This window comes from Oceaniovalibus sp. ACAM 378, assembly GCF_008085915.1.
In the GTDB taxonomy this organism is placed as follows: domain Bacteria; phylum Pseudomonadota; class Alphaproteobacteria; order Rhodobacterales; family Rhodobacteraceae; genus Oceaniglobus.
The window spans coordinates 83,124-102,575 of record NZ_VSJK01000012.1 but is presented as its reverse complement, the minus strand read 5'-3'; the positions used below and the strand labels follow the sequence as shown (position 1 = coordinate 102,575).

Genomic DNA, 19,452 nt, shown 5'->3' with positions numbered 1-19,452 from the left:
GATGGCAATCACATCCGCCAACCAGCTGGAACTGTTGCAGACCGCCGAGGCGGTGGCCCGCGAAAAAATGATCGACCCGATTCTGGTGATCGAGGCGATGGAAGAATCGCTCGCCCGTGCCGCAAAGTCCCGCTATGGCAGCGAAATGGACATCCGCGTCCATATCGACCGTAAAACCGGTCGCGCCGCGTTTACCCGCGTGCGCACGGTGGTCGAGGATGAATTGCTTGAGAACTATCAGTCCGAACTGACCGTCGAACAGGCGAAACAGTTTATGGCCGATCCTTCCGTCGGTGACGAGCTGACCGAAGAAGTGCCGCCGGTCGAAATGGGCCGCATCGCCGCGCAAAGCGCCAAGCAGGTGATCCTGCAAAAGGTGCGCGAAGCCGAGCGTGATCGTCAGTTCGAAGAATTCAAGGATCGTGCAGGCACCATCATCAACGGTGTCGTCAAACGCGAGGAATACGGCAACGTCATCGTCGATATCGGTCGGGGCGAAGGCATCCTGCGCCGCAACGACAAGATCGGGCGCGAAAGCTATCGCCCGAACGACCGCGTGCGCTGCTATATCAAGGACGTGCGCCGCGAGGTTCGTGGCCCACAGATTTTCCTCAGCCGCACCGATCCGCAGTTCATGGCCGAGCTGTTCAAGATGGAAGTGCCCGAGATCTATGATGGTATCATCGAGATCAAGGCCGTCGCCCGTGACCCGGGTTCGCGCGCCAAGATCGCCGTGATTTCCTATGACAGCTCCATCGATCCGGTGGGTGCCTGCGTTGGTATGCGCGGCAGCCGGGTTCAGGCCGTGGTGAACGAACTTCAGGGCGAGAAGATCGACATCATCCCCTGGAACGAAGACATGCCGACATTCCTTGTCAACGCGCTGCAGCCGGCCGAAGTGTCGAAGGTGGTGCTGGACGAAGAAACCGGCCGGATCGAAGTCGTCGTGCCCGACGAGCAGCTTTCGCTGGCCATCGGACGGCGTGGACAGAACGTGCGGCTTGCGTCGCAGCTGACCGGCCTCGACATCGATATCATGACCGAAGAGCAGGAAAGCTCGCGTCGTCAGGCGGAATTCGAAGAACGGACCAAGCTGTTCATGGACACGCTGGACCTGGATGAATTCTTTGCTCAGCTTCTGGTGTCGGAAGGCTTTACCAATCTGGAAGAAGTCGCCTATGTCGAAGCGAATGAGCTGCTGGTGATCGAAGGCGTCGATGAATCCACCGCTCAGGAGCTTCAGGCGCGGGCCAAGGACTATCTGGACGAACAAAATCGCAAGGCTCTGGAAAAGGGTCGCGCGCTGGGTGTTCAGGACAGTCTGGTTGACTTTGATGGCCTGACTCCCCAGATGATCGTTGCACTGGCAGAAGATGGCGTGATGACGCTGGAAGATTTCGCCACCTGCGCCGACTGGGAACTGGCCGGCGGCTGGACCACGGTGGACGGCGAGCGTGTCAAGGACGACGGCGTGCTTGAGAAGTTTGACGTTTCTCTGGAAGAGGCGCAAACTATGGTTATGACTGCCCGGATTCAGCTGGGTTGGGTTGATCCCGCCGAACTCGAGTCCAAGGCGGAAGAAGAGCCAGTCGAAGATGCCGACGCCGAGACCGGGGTATAGTCCCTGATGTCCCGCGGAGGTCGCGAAAAGGTCCATGACGATCCCGAGCGCAAGTGTATTGCGACCGGGGATATCCACCCAAAGCGGGGTCTGATCCGCTTTGTCGTGGGGCCGGATAACACGGTGTATTGCGACGTCTCGGAAAAGTTGCCGGGGCGGGGCATGTGGGTTTCGGCAGAACGTGCAGCGCTGGAAATGGCGGTGCAGAAAAAGCTGTTCTCGCGCGCTGCGAAACAGCAGGTGACGGTGCCTGACACGCTGATTGCGGATGTTGATGCCGCGTTGCTGAAGCGGGTGACGGACCGGTTGTCGATGGCGCGCAAGGCGGGCCGGGCGATCGCCGGATTTGAAAAGGTCAAGGATTGGCTGGGTAAAGAACAAGTATCCATCCTGATACAAGCCTCGGACGGGTCCCCACGGGGAAAGTCCAAGTTGCGACCGCCCGGCGGACGGGGGTCGTTTTTCGATATTTTGACCGCGCCAGAAATCGGTTTGGCATTCGGTCGGGAACATGTGATACATGCGGCGCTCGCCGCCGGGGCACTTGCTGATCGATTTCGCGAGGACGCCGTGCGGCTTTCGGGCGTTCGAGATGCCGGTGAGCAGACAAATGTCGGTGGAGCGTCCACCGGAAAGGTGAAAAAGACCACATGAGCGATAGTGACGGTAAAAAGACACTCGGCCTTATGGGCGGTCCACGGTCGGGGCAGGTGAAGCAGAGCTTCAGCCACGGACGGACCAAAAGTGTCGTGGTCGAAACCAAGCGCAAGCGCGTCGTGGTGCCAAAGCCCGTAGCGACAAAACCCGGCGGCGGAGGATCCTCTGCCAGGGGTGGAGATCCATCCAAGCGGCCGGCCGGAATTACGGATGCCGAACTCGAGCGCCGGATGAAGGCGCTTGCCGCCGCCCGCGCCCGTGAGGCCGAGGAAACCGCTCAGCGTGAAGCCGACGAAAAAGCCCGCGCCGAAGAGCGTGAGCGTCGCCGTGCGGAAATCGATGCCAAAGAGCGCGAAGAGCGCGAGCGTGAAGAAGCGCTGAAGGCAAAGGCCGAGGAAGAAGAGCGTCGCAAACGCGAAGAGGCCGCAATCAAGGCCCGTGCCAACGCGCCTGTTGCCCCCGCCGCAACGCCCGCCGACCTTGAGGCGCAAACAGCCGATTCGCCACGCGGAAAATCTTCGGTTGCTCCGCGCAAGGTTGATGATCGCGAAACCGATCGAAATGCCAAGAATGCCAAGACCCGTGAAGATTCGCGCCGGTCGGGCAAACTGACGTTGAACCAAGCGCTGACCGGTGGCGAAGGCGGCCGTCAACGCTCCATGGCACAGATGAAGCGCAAGCAAGACCGTGCGCGTCAAAAGGCGATGGGTCAACAGGTCGAGCGGGAGAAGATCGTGCGCAACGTGAACCTCCCCGAGGCAATCACTGTGCAGGAGCTGGCCGTTCGTATGGCCGAGCGTGTGGCCGACGTCGTGAAGTTCCTGATGAAAGAAGGCGTCATGGCGACGCAGAATCAGGTGATCGACGCCGATTTGGCCGAACTGGTCATCGAAGAATTTGGCCATAAGGTTGTGCGAGTGTCTGATTCTGACGTTGAGCAAGTGATCGATCAGGTCGCAGACGATCCGAAAGACCTGAAACCACGTGCGCCGATCATCACGGTCATGGGCCACGTCGACCACGGCAAGACCTCTCTTCTTGATGCAATCCGCAAGGCCAAGGTCGTTTCGGGCGAAGCCGGCGGGATCACTCAGCATATCGGCGCCTATCAGGTGACCACAGAGGCAGGTACGAACCTGACGTTCCTGGATACACCGGGTCACGCCGCGTTCACATCGATGCGGGCCCGTGGCGCGCAGGTGACCGACATTGTGGTTCTGGTCGTTGCGGCGGATGACGCCGTGATGCCCCAGACGATCGAGGCGATCCATCACGCCAAGGCCGCCAATGTGCCGATGATCGTGGCGATCAACAAGATCGACCGCCCCGCGGCCAATCCAACCAAAGTCCGCACCGATCTGCTGAACCACGAAGTCGTGGTTGAAAAGATGTCCGGCGATGTTCTTGACGTCGAAGTGTCGGCGCTGACCGGTCAGGGCATGGACAGCCTGCTTGAGGCGATTGCGCTTCAGGCGGAATTGCTGGATCTGAAGGCGAATCCCGATCGCGCCGCCATGGGTGCGGTGATCGAGGCACAGCTTGACGTCGGTCGCGGCCCGGTCGCAACCGTTCTGGTGCAAAACGGCACCCTGAAGCGCGGCGATATCTTTGTCGTCGGCGAGCAGTGGGGCAAGGTGCGCGCTCTGATCAACGACAAGGGCGAACGCGTGAACGAGGCCGGTCCGTCGGTTCCGGTCGAGGTTCTGGGCCTGAATGGCACACCCGAGGCAGGCGATGTTCTGAACGTCGTGGATACCGAGGCGCAGGCGCGTGAAATCGCCGAATACCGTGCCCATGCATCCAAGGACAAGCGCGCAGCGGCAGGTGCCGCGACCACGCTGGAACAGATGATGGCGAAAGCCAAGGCCGATCAGGAAGTCGCCGAGCTGCACATCCTGCTGAAAGCCGACGTTCAGGGTTCTGCCGAGGCCATTGTTCAGGCGTTGGAGAAGATCGGCAACGACGAGGTCCGTGTGCGTGTATTGCACTATGGCGTCGGCGCGATCACGGAATCCGACATCGGTCTGGCCGAGGCCAGCGGTGCGCCTGTGATTGGCTTCAACGTCCGTGCCAATGCTCCGGCGCGGAATGCCGCCAGCCAGAAGGGTGTGGAGATCCGGTATTATTCGGTGATCTATGACCTTGTGGATGATGTAACGGCTGCGGCCAGCGGTCTTCTGTCGGCCGAGGTGCGCGAAAACTTCATCGGCTATGCGGAAATTCGCGAAGTGTTCAAAGTGTCGAACGTGGGCAATGTTGCCGGGTGTCTGGTGACCGAAGGTGTTGCACGTCGCAGCGCCGGTGTCCGTCTGCTGCGCGACAACACGGTTATTCACGAGGGCACACTGAAGACGCTGAAGCGCTTCAAGGACGAAGTGCCCGAGGTTCAGTCGGGTCAGGAATGCGGTATGGCGTTCGAGAAATACGACGACGTTCGCCCCGGCGATGTCATCGAGATCTTCGAGCGCGAGGAAGTTGAGCGTAATCTCAGCTGATCACGGCGATACGGAAAAGCAGGGCCCGAAGAGAGGCCTGCGCGTTTCAAAAAAATTTAATCCCCGGCAGAGATAGATCTGCCGGGGATTTTTTGTTGGATAGCGGTCAGAACGCCGGTCTTTCACTGATGCGATAGTTTGGGATGTCGTGGGCCCGAGGCTGGCACGCGCAGGCCTTATCGACGCCGGGTTGATCGCCAAAACCACCAGCCGAATCGGGAACTCGACCGGATGTGCCTGGCTATGTCCGACACTGGTGAGAAGGATATCGTCGAATCACATGGGGCGCCGACCGTCACCCTTTTCGGCCAATTTCCCCATTGGCGTCAAAGGATCACGGCAGGCGCCCCAAGAGATTATGCGGTCAGCGGCTGTTGAATCGGCTGACCCGCATAGACAAGCGGGCCGACCTGAACCACCAACCTGCCGCATTCAAGCGAGCGCACAACCGTGCCCTGAACGGAAACGCAGCTTCCTATCGTGATTGTCTTAACCATTGGATTCTCCCCATCTACAGGGAAATTGTTACGGGAAATGATTTAACAAACTAGCCCTAACCTAAGATTTTTCTGCCTCGCCGCCGGTTGGAGAACAACTTTGGTAATCTGTGATATAAATACGGCAAATCCGCAGCTAAAGCCAATCACGCAGAACCGGAATCAGCGGCAGATCGGCGGGCGGCATGGGATAGCTGCGCATATCCAACGGTCTGACCCATTTCAAAACCTGACCCTCGCGGGCGTGCGGCGTTCCCTCCCATTTACGACAGGCAAACAGCGGCATGAGCAGGTGAAAATCGTCATAAGTGTGACTCGCGAAGCTGAGTGGAGCAAGACAGCTTTTCCAAGTGTCGATGCCCAATTCTTCCTGCAATTCGCGGATCAGCGCCACCTCGGGGGTTTCGCCCGGCTCTACTTTGCCGCCCGGAAACTCCCACAGGCCCGCCATGGATTTACCCGGCGGGCGTTGGGCCAGAAGAACCCGGCCGTCGACATCGATCAGTGCGACGGCCGAGACAAGAAGGGTTTTCACGACCGATAGTCAGCGTTGATCGTGATGTATTGATGCGTGAGATCGCAGGTCCAGACGGTCGATTTCCCGCCGCCCAGCCCCAGGTCGACGTTGATCGCAAGATCCTGTTGTTTCATATAACCCGCCCCGGCATCCTCAGAGTATTCGGGCGAAACCCAACCATTTTCGGCCACGAGGATATCGCCGAACCGGATCGTCAGCCGATCACGGTCAGCCGCTGCGCCGGATTTACCGACGGCCATGACGATGCGGCCCCAATTAGGATCCTCCCCCGCGATGGCGGTTTTGACCAATGGCGAATTGGCGATGGCCATTGCCACCCTGCGCGCATCAGGGTCGTTTTCGGCGCCGGTCACGTTCACTTCGACAAATTTGGTCGCACCTTCGCCGTCGCGCACCACCTGATGAGCCAGATTCAGCATGACGGCGCCCAACGCGGCCTCGAATGCCTTGCCATCGCGAGAGTTGGTCTTCTCGATGGGGGCATTGCCTGCCGCGCCCGTAGCGGCCACCAGCAGGGTGTCCGAGGTCGAGGTGTCGCTGTCCACGGTGATGGCATTGAACGATGTTTCGTTCTGCCGGCTGACAATGCGTTGCAGGGCTGCTTGTGAGATCGCGGCATCGGTGAACACATAGACCAGCATGGTTGCCATATCAGGGGCAATCATCCCCGAACCTTTGGCGATTCCGGCGATTTTCACCGGCATGCCGTCAAGTTCCAACGTGGCAAGTGCGCCTTTGGGGAAGGTGTCGGTGGTCATGATCGCCGCGGCGGCATCGGCGATTGCCGCGGGAGACAGGCCGTCGTGCAATTCGCCAATCTTTGCGGTGATTCGTTCATCGGGCAGCGGTTGCCCGATGACCCCGGTCGAGGATGAAAACACCCGCAGTTCGGGAATATCCAGCGCCTGCGCGACGGCGCTGGTGATTCGTGTGACCGCATCTTGCCCGCCCGCACCGGTAAAGGCGTTCGAGTTGCCCGAGTTCACGATGATCGCCGCCCCGGCCGTGCTGTCGCCGCCGATCTTGGCCTGACAATCGAGCACGGGGGCCGACCGGGTCGCCGACCGGGTGAAGGCACCGGCGATGGCCGTACCGGGGGCCAGACGGGCCAGCATCACATCTTTACGGCCCTGATATTTGACCCCGGCGGCCACCGCGGAAAATTCAACGCCCGCGATTTCGGGCAGATTGGGAAACCCGTCTTTCGGAGCCAACGGCGACACCGGGTTGGGTGCCTTGGTCACGGTCGCAACCAAGACTCTGCCGACTTTCGCCGCCATTTTCTCGGCCTTCTTCAGGGCCTTCGCCATGGCTTTGGCATTCTTGGCCGACGATTTGTCTTGTTTCGCCTTCTTCTTGAGCTTTTTCTTCTTGTCGTCGGCCATGGTGCGGGCTCCGGTTTCAGGTATCAGTTGGCAAGCAGGCTGCCGTCGCGCAGCTTCGCTGGATCGACATCGGTAGTGTCGGCCCGGGTGATTTCAGCCCCTTCGGTCGCCGATGCAATCATCGCCTCGACAGCGGCCTGACGAATGCCATCAGCCAGTTCATCGCGCACGGTATCAAGCGACGGAGCCTCTTTCTCGCGAGTGTCGAGCAGTTTGATCACGTGCCAGCCGAATTGTGTCTTGATCGGTGCCGAAACGTCTCCGACTGCCATGTCGGTCACAGCAACTTCGAATTCGGGGACCATCATTCCTTTGCCGAACCAACCCAGTTCGCCGCCATTGGGGCCGGACGGTCCGGTCGATTTCGTCTTGGCCAGTTCGGTGAAATCGGCACCGTCTGCCAGATCGGTCACCAATGCCTTGGCCTCATCTTCGGTTTCGACCAGAATGTGGCTTGCTTGCCATTCTGTCTCGGGCTCGGTGCCGGCGTAAGCCTGGTCATAGGCGGACTGAACTGCCGCATCGGTAACCGCTTCGCCTGCTGCAAGGTCGATCACCTCGCCCGCCAAAAGCGCGCGTTTTTCGTTCTCAAGGATCAGCTCGGCCCGCTTGTTCAACTCGCCAACCTGTGCGCCCAGAGCGGTCTGCTGGATCAACTGCTCAAGAATGCCGTCGAAAAGCACGTCGTCAGCGAGTTCCTGGTATTGCTGGGGCAGACGCTGTGCCAGCACGATCATGTGACCCAGAGTAATATCGGTGCCGTTCACGGTGGCAACGACCGTATCGGCGTCTTGTGCCGAAGCGGGCGTTGCGAGCCCAAGAAGCAGAGTCCCGACAAGAGAATAAGCGCGAAAATTTGACATAGTTTCGTCCTTCCTGCCACACCATCCTTTGGGCGCGACGTTGACACGTGTTTGACAGCCCCTTACATCGCCTTTGGGCCAGAAGAGGCTTTGTATTGCTGCCGTATCTATGGCGCTCCGCCGACGCGGGCAAGCAATCCCTCTCACACGAAGCCGTCAGGAGAGAACATGCTGGGATTGGGAACGCTAACCCGAAAGGTTTTCGGAACGCCGAATGACCGCAAGGTCAAATCTGTGCTTCCGTTGATCGAACGGATAAATGCCCATGAACTTGAATTCGAAAAGCTGACCGATCAGGGGATCAAGGACCGAACCGAAGATCTGGCCAAACGGGCCCTCGGCGGCGAATCGCTGGACGATCTGCTGCCCGAAGCGTTTGCGAACTGCCGTGAGGCGGCGCGCCGCGCCCTTGGCCTGCGCGCGTTCGACGTGCAGTTGATGGGCGGGATTTTCCTGCATCAGGGCAATATCGCCGAAATGAAAACCGGCGAGGGCAAGACGCTCGTCGCTACTTTTCCGGCCTATCTGAACGCGCTGACCGGCAAGGGCGTGCATATCGTCACGGTCAACGATTACCTCGTGCGCCGCGATGCCGACTGGATGGGCAAGGTGTTCAACGCGCTTGGTCTGACCTGCGGCGCTGTTTATCCCGGACAGCCCGAGATTGAGAAGAAAGCCGCCTATGCCGCGAGCGTGACTTATGCCACGAACAACGAATTGGGCTTTGATTACCTGCGCGATAATATGAAATCGGAACTGTCCGATATTTATCAGCGGGTTCACAACTTTGCGATCGTCGATGAGGTCGACAGTATTCTGATCGACGAGGCACGCACGCCGCTGATCATTTCCGGTCCGTCACAGGATCGGAGCGATCTGTACCGCACCATCGACGCCGTGATTCCGTTGTTGAACGAGACGCACTTCAAGCTGGATGAGAAAACCCGCAACGTCACCTATACCGACGAAGGCAACGAGTTTCTGGAGAACCATCTGGCCGGAGCGGGCATCCTGCCCGAGGGGCAGTCGTTGTATGATCCGGAATCCACCACCATCGTCCATCACGTCAATCAGGGCCTGCGCGCGCACAAGCTGTTCACGAAGGACAAGGATTATATCGTGCGCGACAACGAAGTCGTCTTGATCGACGAATTCACGGGCCGGATGATGGCCGGGCGGCGGCTGTCCGACGGTTTGCATCAGGCGATCGAAGCAAAGGAAGGCGCGGACATCCAGCCCGAGAATATCACGCTGGCCTCTGTCACCTTCCAGAATTATTTCCGCCTCTACGACAAACTGTCCGGGATGACCGGCACAGCCTCGACCGAGGCCGAGGAGTTCGCCGAAATCTATGGTCTTGGTGTGGTCGAAATGCCGACCAACCGGCCCATCGCCCGGGTCGACGATCACGATGCGGTCTATCGCACGGCGCGCGAAAAATACGCTGCGATTGTCGAAACGATCAAGGTGGCACATGCGACCGGACAGCCGATTCTGGTCGGAACCACATCGATTGAGAAATCCGAGTTCCTGTCGGATTTGTTGAAATCCGCCGACATTGCCCATAATGTCCTGAACGCCAGACAACACGAACAAGAAGCGCAGATCGTCGGCGACGCGGGCAAGTTTGGTGCGGTCACCATCGCCACCAACATGGCCGGGCGCGGCACCGACATTCAGCTTGGCGGTAACGTCGACATGAAGGTGATGCAGGCTTTGGAGTTCGATCCCGAGGCCGAGCCCGAAGCTCTGCGCAAGGCGACCGAGGCTGAAGTTGCAGGCGACAAGAAACGCGTGATTGATGCCGGCGGGCTGTTCGTTCTGGCCACAGAACGCCACGAATCCCGGCGCATCGACAATCAGTTGCGCGGCCGGTCGGGGCGTCAGGGCGACCCGGGCAAATCCTCGTTCTATCTGTCGCTGGAAGACGACCTGATGCGGATCTTCGGGTCCGACAGGTTGGAGAGCGTCCTGTCGAAGCTGGGGATGAAGGAAGGCGAGGCAATCATTCACCCTTGGGTGAATAAATCGCTGGAAAAGGCGCAGGCCAAGGTCGAAGGGCGCAACTTTGACATCCGCAAGCAGCTTTTGAAATTCGACGACGTGATGAACGACCAGCGCAAGGTGATCTTTGGCCAGCGCCGTGAGATCATGGAAAGCAAGGACCTGCGCGAAATCACCGATGACATGCGCCATCAGGTGATCGATGATCTGGTCGCCCAATTCATTCCGGCCAAGACCTATGCCGATCAATGGAACGGTGAGGGGCTGTATGTTGCAGCCATTGAAAATCTCGGTATCGACGTGCCGGTCATCGCCTGGACGGACGAAGACGGTGTGGACGCCGAGGTGATCACCGAACGTCTGGTCAAGGCCAGCGATGAATTCATGGCGGCCAAGGCGGCTCAGTTCGGCCTTGAAAACATGCGCCAGATCGAAAAACAGCTGTTGTTGCAGACGATTGACGCTAAATGGCGCGAACACCTGCTGACGCTGGAACATCTGCGGTCGGTCGTGGGGTTCCGCGGCTATGCTCAGCGCGATCCGCTGAACGAATACAAGACCGAGGGGTTCCAGTTGTTCGAAAGCATGCTGGATTCCCTGCGCGAGGACGTGACCCAGAAACTGGCTCAGATCCGTCCGCTCAGCCAGGAGGAACAGCAGGCGATGCTGGCGCGAATGACGGCCCAGCGTGAAGCGACAGCCGAGGCGGCCGAACCTGAACACGAAGCGCCCGCCGAAAATCCCGCCACTGGCTTTGTCGAGGACGATCCGCAAACATGGGGCAACCCCGGGCGCAACGACCTCTGCCCCTGTGGGTCAGGCCGCAAGTTCAAACATTGCCACGGTGAAGTGAAAGTCTGAGCAAGCGCAACAATACCGTGTTGCCGTCCCGACTATGCCCTGATCCGGGCTTAATCTGATGGCAACTTGTTTCCGATCATATGAGATCGGGAGAGATGCGGATGTCTAAGAAGCTCAGGGTTGTTGTGGTGAAAGGGTTGGCGGTGCTGACCTTTGGCTTTGCAACTGTGACGGGTGCGACCCATCTGGTTCAATCCAATGATGGCGCACTGACTGTGGCAGATCTTGGCAGGGTTCAACTGGCCAGCGCGCAGCCCGGTGTGCCCACAGCCGCTGGACCCCGGGCACCGCAACTGCCCGCCCGGGCTCTGACGCCGGGAGAGGTGCTGAGCCCCTTGGTCAAACTGCCTGCGGGGGCGGTACCGGCCCCGACGTTTGCCCGGACGCATGCGAATTGCGAGCTGTCCTTTATTGCGACTTTGTCGAGTGGCACCATGGTTGACCTTGACGCCCGCGCACCCTGCGCTCCGAACACGCGGATCGCCATCCGGCAGGGCGATCTCGTCTTCGATTCGATGACCGACGACAGTGGCCGGTTCCACACCTCCGTCCCCGGCCTTGACCGGATGGCGACGTTCGATGCGGAAATTGCAGGCGAAACCAAACGCGTAAACGTCAATATTCCGGATTTTGAGGTTTTTGACCGTGTCGCGCTGCAATGGCAGGGGCAAACCGGGCTCAACATTCATGCGCTGGAATTCGGCGCCACCCACGGCGGTGACGGGCATATCTGGGCCAGTAAGCCGCAATCAGCGCATCGCGCGGTCAATGCACGGGGCGGTTTCCTGACCCGGCTTGGCCTTGAAACGCTGAGCGATGGGCGGATGGCCGAAATCTATGTCTATCCGGCGGGGCAGGCGCACAGGGCGGGCGCGGTTCGCATCAGTGTCGAGGCTGAAATTACGGCGTTGTCTTGTGGACGTCTGGTGACGGGGCAGGCGCTGCAATCCGGGGCCAACGGCGCGCTTGCGATCAGCGAACTGACCATCGAAATGCCCGGTTGCGATGCCATCGGTGACATTCTGGTGTTGAAAAACCTGATCAGGGACATGAAAGTCGCTGCCAACTGATCCTCGCAAGAACAGGCGTTCCATGTTCCTCTTACGCGCGGCGGCATGTACCGTGCTCCTCCTGATGACCGCTCTTGTCAGCCCGGCTTTGGCCGAAGACGTTACGCTGACCTCGCGCGACGGTTCAGTCAAAGTGGCGGGCAATCTTTTGGGCTATGACGGCGAATTCTACCGCGTCGACACTGAATATGGCGTGTTGACGCTGGACGGGTCAGGCGTGATCTGCGACGGGCCGGGTTGCCCGGACCTGACGGCATTTGTTGCCGAGCTTTCCTTGTCCGGTGCGCCGACGATGGGTGCGATCCTGTTGCCTGCACTGCTGGAAACCTTTGCGGCGCGCAACGGGTTTGCTGCGCGCCGGATCGTTCAGTCCGATGACCGCTTTATCTACGAACTTAGCGAACGTGCCAGCGGTGCGCCGGCGGCGCGCTTTGCATTCTTTCTCAGCAGTACCGACGAAGGGTTCGCAGACCTGATTTCTGATGAAGCCGACATCGCCCTGTCCCTGCGCGAGGTCAGCCCAGACGAGGCGGCATTGGCACGCACCGGCGATCTGGGTGATCTGACGGCGCCGGGCCGGTCGCGCATCGTGGCGTTGGACGCGATGGTTCCGCTGGTTGCCGATTCGAACTCTGTCACCACACTGCGCATGTCCGATCTTGCGGCGGTATTCGCCGGCGACATCACAACGTGGGAGGGGCTGGGCAGCGTTGCAGAACCCATCGTCTTGCATCTGCGCGATGACAATTCGGGATTGGTACAGGCGTTCCGGCGCCGCGTGATGGAGGAGTATGACATCACCGCGCTGGCCCCCGGTATCATCCGCCATGCCAGCAACGCCGCACTGGCTGATGCCGTTGCCGTTGATCCTTTTGCGCTGGGTATCGGCAGCTTTTCCGAGATCGGCAATGCGGTGCCACTGACAATAAGCGGGCCTTGTTCGCTTTCAGCCGACGCCACAGTGACCAATATCAAATCCGAGGATTATCCTTTGACGGCGCCGATGTTCGTCTATCTTCCGAACCGCCGGCTGCCGCGGATTGCACGGGATTTCCTGCGTTATATCGCATCACCGGCGGCGCAACCGGTGATCCGTCGGGCAGGGTTTGTCGATCAGTTTCCTGCCGCAATGCCATTTCAGGAACAGGGCCAGCGGTTTGCCAATGCAATCGAGAGTGCTGGGGTCGACACCGATCTGGTCGAGTTGCAGCGGATGGTGCGTGTGCTGTCCGGGCACAGCCGCCTGACCGTGACCTTTCGGTTCGAGGGCGGTTCGTCCGAACTGGACGCGCAAAGCAGGTCGAATGTCGCCCTGCTGGCCGAGGCGTTGGAGCGGGGGGTATTCGACGACCATGAACTGGTCTTCGTCGGGTTCTCGGATGGGGATGGCCCGGGCGCAATCAACCGCCGCCTGTCGCAGACCCGTGCCCGAGCCGTGCGCGAGGCGGTCCGCACAGCGGCGCGCACCGTCGATCCGACCCGCCTGACCCTGCGGACCGAAGCTTTCGGCGAAGCGATGCCCATGGCCTGTGACGAGGTGCCCTGGGGCCGTCGTGTCAACCGACGGGTCGAGGTCTGGCTCAAATAGCAATCGCGCCGCCCATAGTGCCGGGCGGCGCCGTTGGGCGTCAAAGGTAACCTGCGCTGCGAAAGCTCAGTTCGGCCGATTTTCCGATGATCAGGTGGTCGTGCAGCGTGATGCCCAATGTGCGGCAGGCGTCATTGATCTGGCCGGTCATGGCGATGTCACTGTCGCTGGGCGTTGGATCGCCCGAGGGGTGATTGTGCACAAGGATCAAGGCTGATGCGTTCAGGGCCAGCGCCCGTTTCACCACTTCGCGCGGATAGACCGGAACGTGATCGACAGTGCCTTTGGCCTGTTCCTCGTCCGCGATAATGGTGTTCTTGCGATCGAGAAACAGGATGCGGAACTGTTCGGTCTCTCGGTGGGCCATGGTGGTGTGGCAATAATCCAGCACGGCGTCCCAACTGCTGATCACGTGGCGCTGCATAACCCGGGCACGGGCAATCCTGTGGGCCGTTGCCTCGATGATCTTGAGGTCCTGCATCACGGCCTCGCCGACGCCTTCAACTTCGAGCAATTGGGTCGGGCTTGCCGCCATGATCCGGCCCAAATCCCCGAAGTGGGCCATCAGGCGGCGGGCAAGCGGTTTCACATCCTGCCGGGGTATGGCGCGGAACAACAGCAGTTCCAGTAGCTCATATTCCGGCACGGCATCGGCACCGCCTGCCATGAACCGTTCGCGCAACCGCTTGCGGTGGTCGCGGATATAGGATGGCAAACGTTCGCCAGTTTGCAAAACCGGTACGGCATCGCCGAACAAGGGCATCGGGGCTTCATTAAAGGAGTTCGGGTTGCGGGTCATGATCTGACGTTGCCTGATTCTGGTAAACTAATGGTTAACCCGCAAGCGGTGCACCGCCGTATTCTCCCGCACCTGCCAGTGGGCGAGGGGGCAATACATCTTGCAAAATGAACCGAACGGTTTATATAAATGAACAATACGGTTTACTTAAAGGAGCATCGCCATGACCCGTCTTGCCATAGCCGCCACCGCCGCGGTTTTCCTGTCGGCCCTTTCGGCCAGCGCTTTCGATATCCTACCGCCGGACCTTCAGTATCCACCTGACAAAGCAACGATTTCAACGAAAACAGCCCCGGCTACATCCACCTCTCCGGCCCCCGCCCCCGTCCGTCGATAATCCGGGAGAGCGCGCCGCGCAGAATTCCGGCGGACATGACCGGCGGCTTGCCGGAACTGAACCAAACGGTCTACAGTGACGCAAGGGTGGGGGACGCGATGAACCAGTTGAAGTCGGAGATCAAAAGGGGCCGCAAATTCGATCAGGTTCTCGAGGGCGCCCGCGCGGTGTTCCTGAAGGACGGTTTCGAGGGTGCCAGCGTCGACATCATCGCGCGTGAGGCGGGCGTGTCCAAGGCGACAATGTACAGCTATTTCCCCGACAAGCGGTTGCTGTTCATGGAGGTCGCGGCGAACGAGTGCAAATGTCAGGCTGCTGCGGCGACTGCCTCGATCGACATGTCCGCGCAGCCGGAAGCGGTGCTGCGCAAGGCTGCGGCGCACCTGATTGATTATTTCCTGTCCGATTTCGGGCTGCGGGTGTTTCGCATCTGCGTGGCAGAAGCCGACCGGTTTCCCGAACTCGGGCAAAAATTCTATGACAGCGGTCCGGCGCTCGTTGAGACCACCCTGTCGGGTTATTTCGATCTGGCCATCGCGCGGGGCGAACTTGCCATCGACGACAAATCGCTGGCCGCGCATCAGTTTTCAGAACTGTGCAAGGCCCGGTTGTTTCCCCGGCTGGTTTTTGGCGTCCAGACCCAATTTTCCAAGGCCGAGATCGCCACGGTGATTGACGGTGCGGTTGAAATGTTTATGGCGCGCTACGGCACCTGAACGGCGCCGGAGCCGGTTCAATCCACGCGGCGGACGTGAAACTGACTGCCGACCTTTTTGGTCTCGAACCGCTTCAGTTCCAGAATCAGATCGCTCAGCTTGCGCTTGCCATAGGTGCGGGCGTCGAAATCGGGGTTTTCGGCGGTCAGATACTGGCCCAAGGGCCCCAGCGCATACCATTCGTCGTCTTGTGCGATTTTATCCATGGCGCGCAGGATCAGCGGAACAGCATTTATCGGCGGCTGTTTGACGGGTGCATGCTGATGCGGTTCACTGGGCTCGGCGCGATCATCGGTCCTGTCGCGGGCTTCGCGCGGTTCGGGAAGCATCTCGTCGACGATATTCTCGATCATCACAAAGCGATTGCACACATTCCGGAGCGATTCCGGCGATTTCGATTCGCCGATGCCGATCACGTCCAGTCCCTGTTCGCGGATCCGGTTGGCCAGAGCGGTGAAATCGCTGTCGGAACTGACCAGAACGAATCCGTCGAACCGTCCGGTGTGCAGGATATCCATGGCATCGATCACCAGTCCGATGTCGGATGCATTCTTGCCCACCGTGTTGGCGGTTTCCTGATGCGCCACCAGCCCCAGATCGCGCACGACCCGGCTCCAGTTGTTCAGCCGACCTGACGACCAGTCACCATAGACCCGACGCAGCGCCGGTTCACCAAAACTGGTGATTTCCTGAAGGATGGGCGCCGCAAATTTCGCCGGAATATTATCGGCATCAATCAGGACGGCGTACAGCGGGCGTTCTTTCTGTTTCATGACAGCCCCATATCAGATTGGCCAATCTTTGCCAGCGTCATTGGGCCGCGGATCATTGGCCCGGTGTGGCAATGGCCGGTGGCCTTGATTTCGACCAATACCTCTCCGGCGCGTCCGGAGCGCGCTCCGTCCAGATTTGCCTTCATGATCTCAAGGCGTTTTCCAGCGGTAAGTGTGACGGCGGCGCGGGTTCTCATGGCGTGTCTCTTGGGTTAACAATTGGCGCGGTTCTGGGCCGAAAGGAGATCGAAATGCAACCTGAGTGGATGATGCGTGCTGGGCTTGCCGGATTTGTGCTGCTTGCGGCCTGTACGCCGGTACCACCGGCATCGGACAGTCCTGTGTTGATACCGGAAACGGAAAATCAAGCCTGCCGTGCTGCCGAGTTTCAGAGCCTGATCGGTCGCGATCCGGGGACAGTGCGTTTGCCGAGCGGGCTGAATGTTCGCTTTGTCAGTCCCGATATGGCCGTCACCGCAGATCATGTCCCCACCCGCATGAACGTTTGGGTGGGGCGCAATGATCTGATCGAACGGGTCTATTGCGGCTGATCCGCCGCGCCGGTCACTTCTTGACGCGATAGGTCTCGTGACAGGCACCGCAGGCTTTGCCAAGATTGCCCATCGCCGCGCCCAAAGCGGCCTGATCGGCGACGCCTGCGGTGGCTGAGGCGGCGGCTCCCATAGCGCTGGCCTTGGCGGTGAAGTCGTCAAACTGTTCCCAGATGATCGGCAGCGCCTCGGTTTCGCCTTCCAGAGATTTGGTTTCAAACTTGACTGGAATCTCTTTTGCGGCAGCGGCCAGTGTTTCGGCTGCGGCTGTGGCGGCGACGGCATCGAAGGGGGTGACGCCTTTGGCCATGTCGCCAAGGATCTTGGTCTGGCCGCCGACGGATTTCATCAGCGCCTGACGCATGGCGACGGCATCCGCATGGGCGTCGGCGTTGGCAACGGCAACCGATCCGACAATGCCGAGAGCGATGAGGGCGAAGACTGACTTTTTCATGGCTTGCTTTCTGTTGGCGTGCATTCAATCTTCCAACTCTAGGAATCAGTGGCATCCTGTCCAGCAAAATTTATGTGACTTGACGGCGGTATGGGCGTCTCGCGCCGGGGCGGCATATTGAAAGCCGTGTGCAACCGGCGTCTGAAATCATCAGAACACTACAGTGACTCGACTCTGACGGCGGTGATTTGATATCGTGAACGAACCATGAACATGATTGTTGCCGCCGATGTCTCCGCTGATGCCTCACCGCCGGATCCTGTCGCTGTGGTTTCCACGGCTGGGGGCTGAACGCCTGCTCAGACAGGCGCGCGGCACGATCGACGCGCCCTTCGCCGTGATTGCAGACAGCGGCACCATGCAAGTGATCCACAGCCTGTCGGGCATTGCCGAATCGGCGGGGCTGCGGGTCGGGCAGCCGTTGCGCGATGCGATGGCGATCTGCCCCGCGCTGATCACCCGGCTGCGCAATGAACAGGCCGAAGCGGCCTTTTTGCAATCGTTGCGGCGCTGGGCCGGGAAATATTCCCCCTGGGTGGCCGAACAGGGGTCTGCGTCGCTGATCGTCGATCTGACCGGCTGTGCACATCTGTTTGGCGGTGAACCGGCGCTGCTGGATCAGTTGCACGAGGATTGCACCGGTCTGGAGCTGACCCTCTGCGCCGGAATCGCCGATACTCTGGGCGCAGCCTGGGCGCTGGCGCGCTATGCAGGGGCCGATCTGCCCGTGACGCGGTCGGGCGATGCCATCGATCAAGAGGCCCATGCAACCCGTTCCCGCGCAGCCAAACGCCGTCATTGGGAGCGGGGCGGTCCGACGCCCATGGTGACGACGGGAGCGATCCATCCTCATGATATCGCACCGAAGATGGTCCATCCCAACATTGCACTGCCCGGGCAGACCCGGCAGGCGCTGGCGAAACTGCCCGTCGCCGCGCTCCGGTTGGAGCCGGGGGTGGCGGCAGAACTGACCCGTCTGGGCCTGCGCCGGATCGAGGATCTGGCAAATCAGCCGCGCGCCCCACTGGCGCGGCGGTTTGGGCGGATGATGGTGCGCCGGCTGGATCAGGCACTGGGCGTCGAGCCTGAACCAGTGTCGCCCGCCCCGCCGCCTTTCCGGTTCGCCGTGCGGCTGACCCTGCCTGATCCTGTGGGGTTGGAGTCCGACCTGCTCGCAGCGCTCGACCGGCTTTTACCACCTCTGGGCACCCGGCTGGAGAAAAAGGGACGCGGTGCGCGGCGGGTGCGGATGCAATGCTTTCGCAGTGACAACACCATGCAGGCGGTCGAGGTGGGGCTGGCCCGTCCGTCGCACGATCCCGACCGGATCCGCCCGCTTCTGGCGATGCGAATCGGCGATATCGACGCGGGATTCGGCATCGACATGATCCGGATCGAAGCGGTGCAGACAGAACCGCTGACCGATGCGCACCGCGGCCATGCCGGTGCCGCCAATAGCGCTCGTGCCCGCGTCGTGAATGGGGCGGCGATGGATGATCTGATTGGCCGGCTGGGCGCGCGAATCGGGCTGGAACAGATCACCCGCCGTCACCCGGCCGACAGCCATCTGCCGGAAAAATCCACACTGGTCTTGGCCGCCGCCTGGTCCGATCCCGCCCCGGCTTGGCGCACCGCTGCCCGGTCCGCGTCCGCGGTGCCGCGCCCGTTGATGATCTGGCCGCCCGAACCGGTGGCCGCACCAGACATGACACCGCACAGATCCGCTCCGCCCGCCGGGTTCCGCTGGCGCAGGCGCGATTTCGACACCTGCGCACAGGCGGGGCCGGAACGGATCGCGCCCGAATGGTGGCTGGACGATCCTGCCTGGCGGTCGGGCGTGCGCGATTACTGGCGGGTCACAACCGTGCAGGGCGACCGGTTGTGGCTGTTCTTTGCCCATGGTGCCACGATGTCGCCGGGCTGGTTCTGCCACGGCAGCTTCGGCTGAATCCGGGCTTCTTCTTTGTAAAAATACTCATGATGCTCGGCCACAGAAAGCCGTGTCGTTCATGATGAGGGGGCATGATGAAGGGGGGGATTGACCCGGTGTCGCGCACTGGTGGGGGCAATGAAAACACGACACCGGGTTGAAGCGATCCTTCGCTCTGACACCGTTTATGCCGGGCAATGACGACAGAGCAAAGACGCCGCAGTGGCGGTTTCTCGGTCATGTCGTGGCATTTCCGGGGCAGAAGGCTGCCCAAGGAAACCACAGCACGAGACCCGACACTGTCGCGCTTGGG

Annotated in this window: 16 protein-coding genes and 1 pseudogene; 9 read left to right on the top strand and 8 right to left on the bottom strand. The window is 60.4% G+C overall.

Going from position 1 to position 19,452, the window contains the following annotated elements; genetic code table 11:
* Position 1: 1 nt before the first annotated feature.
* From nusA to infB, 3 genes are read left to right on the top strand one after another with little or no spacing between them, the layout of a single operon-like run.
* A complete protein-coding gene (gene nusA, locus FQ320_RS16800; protein ID WP_148474290.1) occupies positions 2-1,621 on the top strand; it encodes a transcription termination factor NusA in 1,620 nt (539 codons plus the stop codon).
* A gap of 6 nt (positions 1,622-1,627) precedes the next feature.
* Positions 1,628-2,275, top strand: coding sequence for an RNA-binding protein (locus FQ320_RS16795; RefSeq protein ID WP_148474288.1), 648 nt, complete (start codon positions 1,628-1,630; stop codon positions 2,273-2,275).
* Entirely contained in the window at positions 2,272-4,773 is a 2,502-nt protein-coding gene (gene infB / locus FQ320_RS16790) for a translation initiation factor IF-2 (RefSeq protein WP_148474286.1), read from the top strand. The genes FQ320_RS16795 and infB overlap by 4 nt, the downstream gene beginning before the upstream one ends.
* A 356-nt stretch (positions 4,774-5,129) precedes the next feature.
* On the opposite strand, the gene FQ320_RS25720 is transcribed toward infB, so the two are convergent.
* The 4 genes from FQ320_RS25720 to FQ320_RS16775 form a co-directional block, all read right to left on the bottom strand.
* Positions 5,130-5,270, bottom strand: a complete 141-nt coding sequence (locus FQ320_RS25720; protein WP_187393932.1) for a hypothetical protein — start codon at positions 5,268-5,270, stop codon at positions 5,130-5,132.
* A 136-nt stretch (positions 5,271-5,406) separates the two neighbouring features.
* A complete protein-coding gene (locus tag FQ320_RS16785) occupies positions 5,407-5,805 on the bottom strand; it encodes a (deoxy)nucleoside triphosphate pyrophosphohydrolase (protein WP_148474284.1) in 399 nt (132 codons plus the stop codon).
* The gene (argJ, locus tag FQ320_RS16780) at positions 5,802-7,088 is read right to left on the bottom strand and encodes a bifunctional glutamate N-acetyltransferase/amino-acid acetyltransferase ArgJ (protein ID WP_255509575.1); all 1,287 of its coding nucleotides are present in this window, start codon (positions 7,086-7,088) and stop codon (positions 5,802-5,804) included. Before argJ ends, FQ320_RS16785 begins: the two co-directional genes overlap by 4 nt.
* Positions 7,089-7,216: 128 nt before the next feature.
* Positions 7,217-8,056, bottom strand: coding sequence for a peptidylprolyl isomerase (locus FQ320_RS16775; protein ID WP_148474282.1), 840 nt, complete (start codon positions 8,054-8,056; stop codon positions 7,217-7,219).
* 168 nt (positions 8,057-8,224) lie between these two features.
* Here FQ320_RS16775 and secA point away from each other — a divergent pair, with 168 nt between their 5' ends.
* The 3 genes from secA (at position 8,225) to FQ320_RS16760 (ending at position 13,579) form a co-directional block, all read left to right on the top strand.
* Positions 8,225-10,921, top strand: a complete 2,697-nt coding sequence (secA, locus tag FQ320_RS16770; protein ID WP_148474280.1) for a preprotein translocase subunit SecA — start codon at positions 8,225-8,227, stop codon at positions 10,919-10,921.
* 101 nt (positions 10,922-11,022) lie between these two features.
* Positions 11,023-11,991 carry a hypothetical protein gene (locus tag FQ320_RS16765; protein WP_148474278.1) on the top strand — a complete coding sequence of 323 codons (969 nt, stop codon included), beginning with the start codon at positions 11,023-11,025 and terminating at the stop codon, positions 11,989-11,991.
* Between the two features lie 22 nt (positions 11,992-12,013).
* The gene (locus tag FQ320_RS16760) at positions 12,014-13,579 is read left to right on the top strand and encodes a phosphate ABC transporter substrate-binding/OmpA family protein (RefSeq protein ID WP_148474276.1); all 1,566 of its coding nucleotides are present in this window, start codon (positions 12,014-12,016) and stop codon (positions 13,577-13,579) included.
* A 40-nt stretch (positions 13,580-13,619) separates the two neighbouring features.
* Here FQ320_RS16760 and radC read toward each other — a convergent pair whose 3' ends face one another.
* The gene (radC, locus tag FQ320_RS16755) at positions 13,620-14,378 is read right to left on the bottom strand and encodes a DNA repair protein RadC (protein ID WP_148474274.1); all 759 of its coding nucleotides are present in this window, start codon (positions 14,376-14,378) and stop codon (positions 13,620-13,622) included.
* 435 nt (positions 14,379-14,813) lie between these two features.
* Here radC and FQ320_RS16750 point away from each other — a divergent pair, with 435 nt between their 5' ends.
* A complete protein-coding gene (locus tag FQ320_RS16750; protein ID WP_148474272.1) occupies positions 14,814-15,431 on the top strand; it encodes a TetR/AcrR family transcriptional regulator in 618 nt (205 codons plus the stop codon).
* A gap of 17 nt (positions 15,432-15,448) precedes the next feature.
* On the opposite strand, the gene FQ320_RS16745 is transcribed toward FQ320_RS16750, so the two are convergent.
* Together FQ320_RS16745 and FQ320_RS16740 are read right to left on the bottom strand one after the other, a co-directional pair.
* Positions 15,449-16,204 carry an NYN domain-containing protein gene (locus FQ320_RS16745; RefSeq protein ID WP_148474270.1) on the bottom strand — a complete coding sequence of 252 codons (756 nt, stop codon included), beginning with the start codon at positions 16,202-16,204 and terminating at the stop codon, positions 15,449-15,451.
* Positions 16,205-16,266: 62 nt separating this feature from the next.
* Positions 16,267-16,401, bottom strand: a pseudogene (locus FQ320_RS16740) (S-(hydroxymethyl)glutathione dehydrogenase); the annotation flags it as partial.
* 54 nt (positions 16,402-16,455) lie between these two features.
* On the opposite strand from FQ320_RS16740, the gene FQ320_RS16735 reads away from it, so the two are divergent.
* A complete protein-coding gene (locus FQ320_RS16735) occupies positions 16,456-16,755 on the top strand; it encodes a hypothetical protein (protein WP_148474268.1) in 300 nt (99 codons plus the stop codon).
* Positions 16,756-16,768: 13 nt separating this feature from the next.
* On the opposite strand, the gene FQ320_RS16730 is transcribed toward FQ320_RS16735, so the two are convergent.
* Positions 16,769-17,209: a cytochrome c gene (locus FQ320_RS16730; protein WP_187393931.1), complete on the bottom strand. Its 441-nt coding sequence runs from the start codon at positions 17,207-17,209 to the stop codon at positions 16,769-16,771.
* Positions 17,210-17,450: 241 nt separating this feature from the next.
* Between FQ320_RS16730 and FQ320_RS16725 the strand changes: the two genes are divergently transcribed.
* Positions 17,451-19,157: a DNA polymerase Y family protein gene (locus FQ320_RS16725; RefSeq protein ID WP_148474433.1), complete on the top strand. Its 1,707-nt coding sequence runs from the start codon at positions 17,451-17,453 to the stop codon at positions 19,155-19,157.
* The last annotated feature ends 295 nt before the right edge of the window (positions 19,158-19,452 follow it).

Coding starts and splice junctions, on each gene's coding strand:
- FQ320_RS16775 (WP_148474282.1), bottom strand. CDS start 8,056: ATGTCAAATTTTCGCGCTTATTCTCTTGTCGGGACTCTGCTTCTTGGG.
- FQ320_RS16725 (WP_148474433.1), top strand. CDS start 17,451: ATGCCTCACCGCCGGATCCTGTCGCTGTGGTTTCCACGGCTGGGGGCT.
- FQ320_RS16760 (WP_148474276.1), top strand. CDS start 12,014: ATGTTCCTCTTACGCGCGGCGGCATGTACCGTGCTCCTCCTGATGACC.
- infB (WP_148474286.1), top strand. CDS start 2,272: ATGAGCGATAGTGACGGTAAAAAGACACTCGGCCTTATGGGCGGTCCA.
- FQ320_RS25720 (WP_187393932.1), bottom strand. CDS start 5,270: ATGGTTAAGACAATCACGATAGGAAGCTGCGTTTCCGTTCAGGGCACG.
- radC (WP_148474274.1), bottom strand. CDS start 14,378: ATGACCCGCAACCCGAACTCCTTTAATGAAGCCCCGATGCCCTTGTTC.
- FQ320_RS16795 (WP_148474288.1), top strand. CDS start 1,628: ATGTCCCGCGGAGGTCGCGAAAAGGTCCATGACGATCCCGAGCGCAAG.
- FQ320_RS16735 (WP_148474268.1), top strand. CDS start 16,456: ATGCAACCTGAGTGGATGATGCGTGCTGGGCTTGCCGGATTTGTGCTG.
- FQ320_RS16750 (WP_148474272.1), top strand. CDS start 14,814: ATGAACCAGTTGAAGTCGGAGATCAAAAGGGGCCGCAAATTCGATCAG.
- secA (WP_148474280.1), top strand. CDS start 8,225: ATGCTGGGATTGGGAACGCTAACCCGAAAGGTTTTCGGAACGCCGAAT.
- FQ320_RS16765 (WP_148474278.1), top strand. CDS start 11,023: ATGTCTAAGAAGCTCAGGGTTGTTGTGGTGAAAGGGTTGGCGGTGCTG.
- FQ320_RS16730 (WP_187393931.1), bottom strand. CDS start 17,209: ATGAAAAAGTCAGTCTTCGCCCTCATCGCTCTCGGCATTGTCGGATCG.
- FQ320_RS16745 (WP_148474270.1), bottom strand. CDS start 16,204: ATGAAACAGAAAGAACGCCCGCTGTACGCCGTCCTGATTGATGCCGAT.
- argJ (WP_255509575.1), bottom strand. CDS start 7,088: ATGGCGGCGAAAGTCGGCAGAGTCTTGGTTGCGACCGTGACCAAGGCA.
- nusA (WP_148474290.1), top strand. CDS start 2: ATGGCAATCACATCCGCCAACCAGCTGGAACTGTTGCAGACCGCCGAG.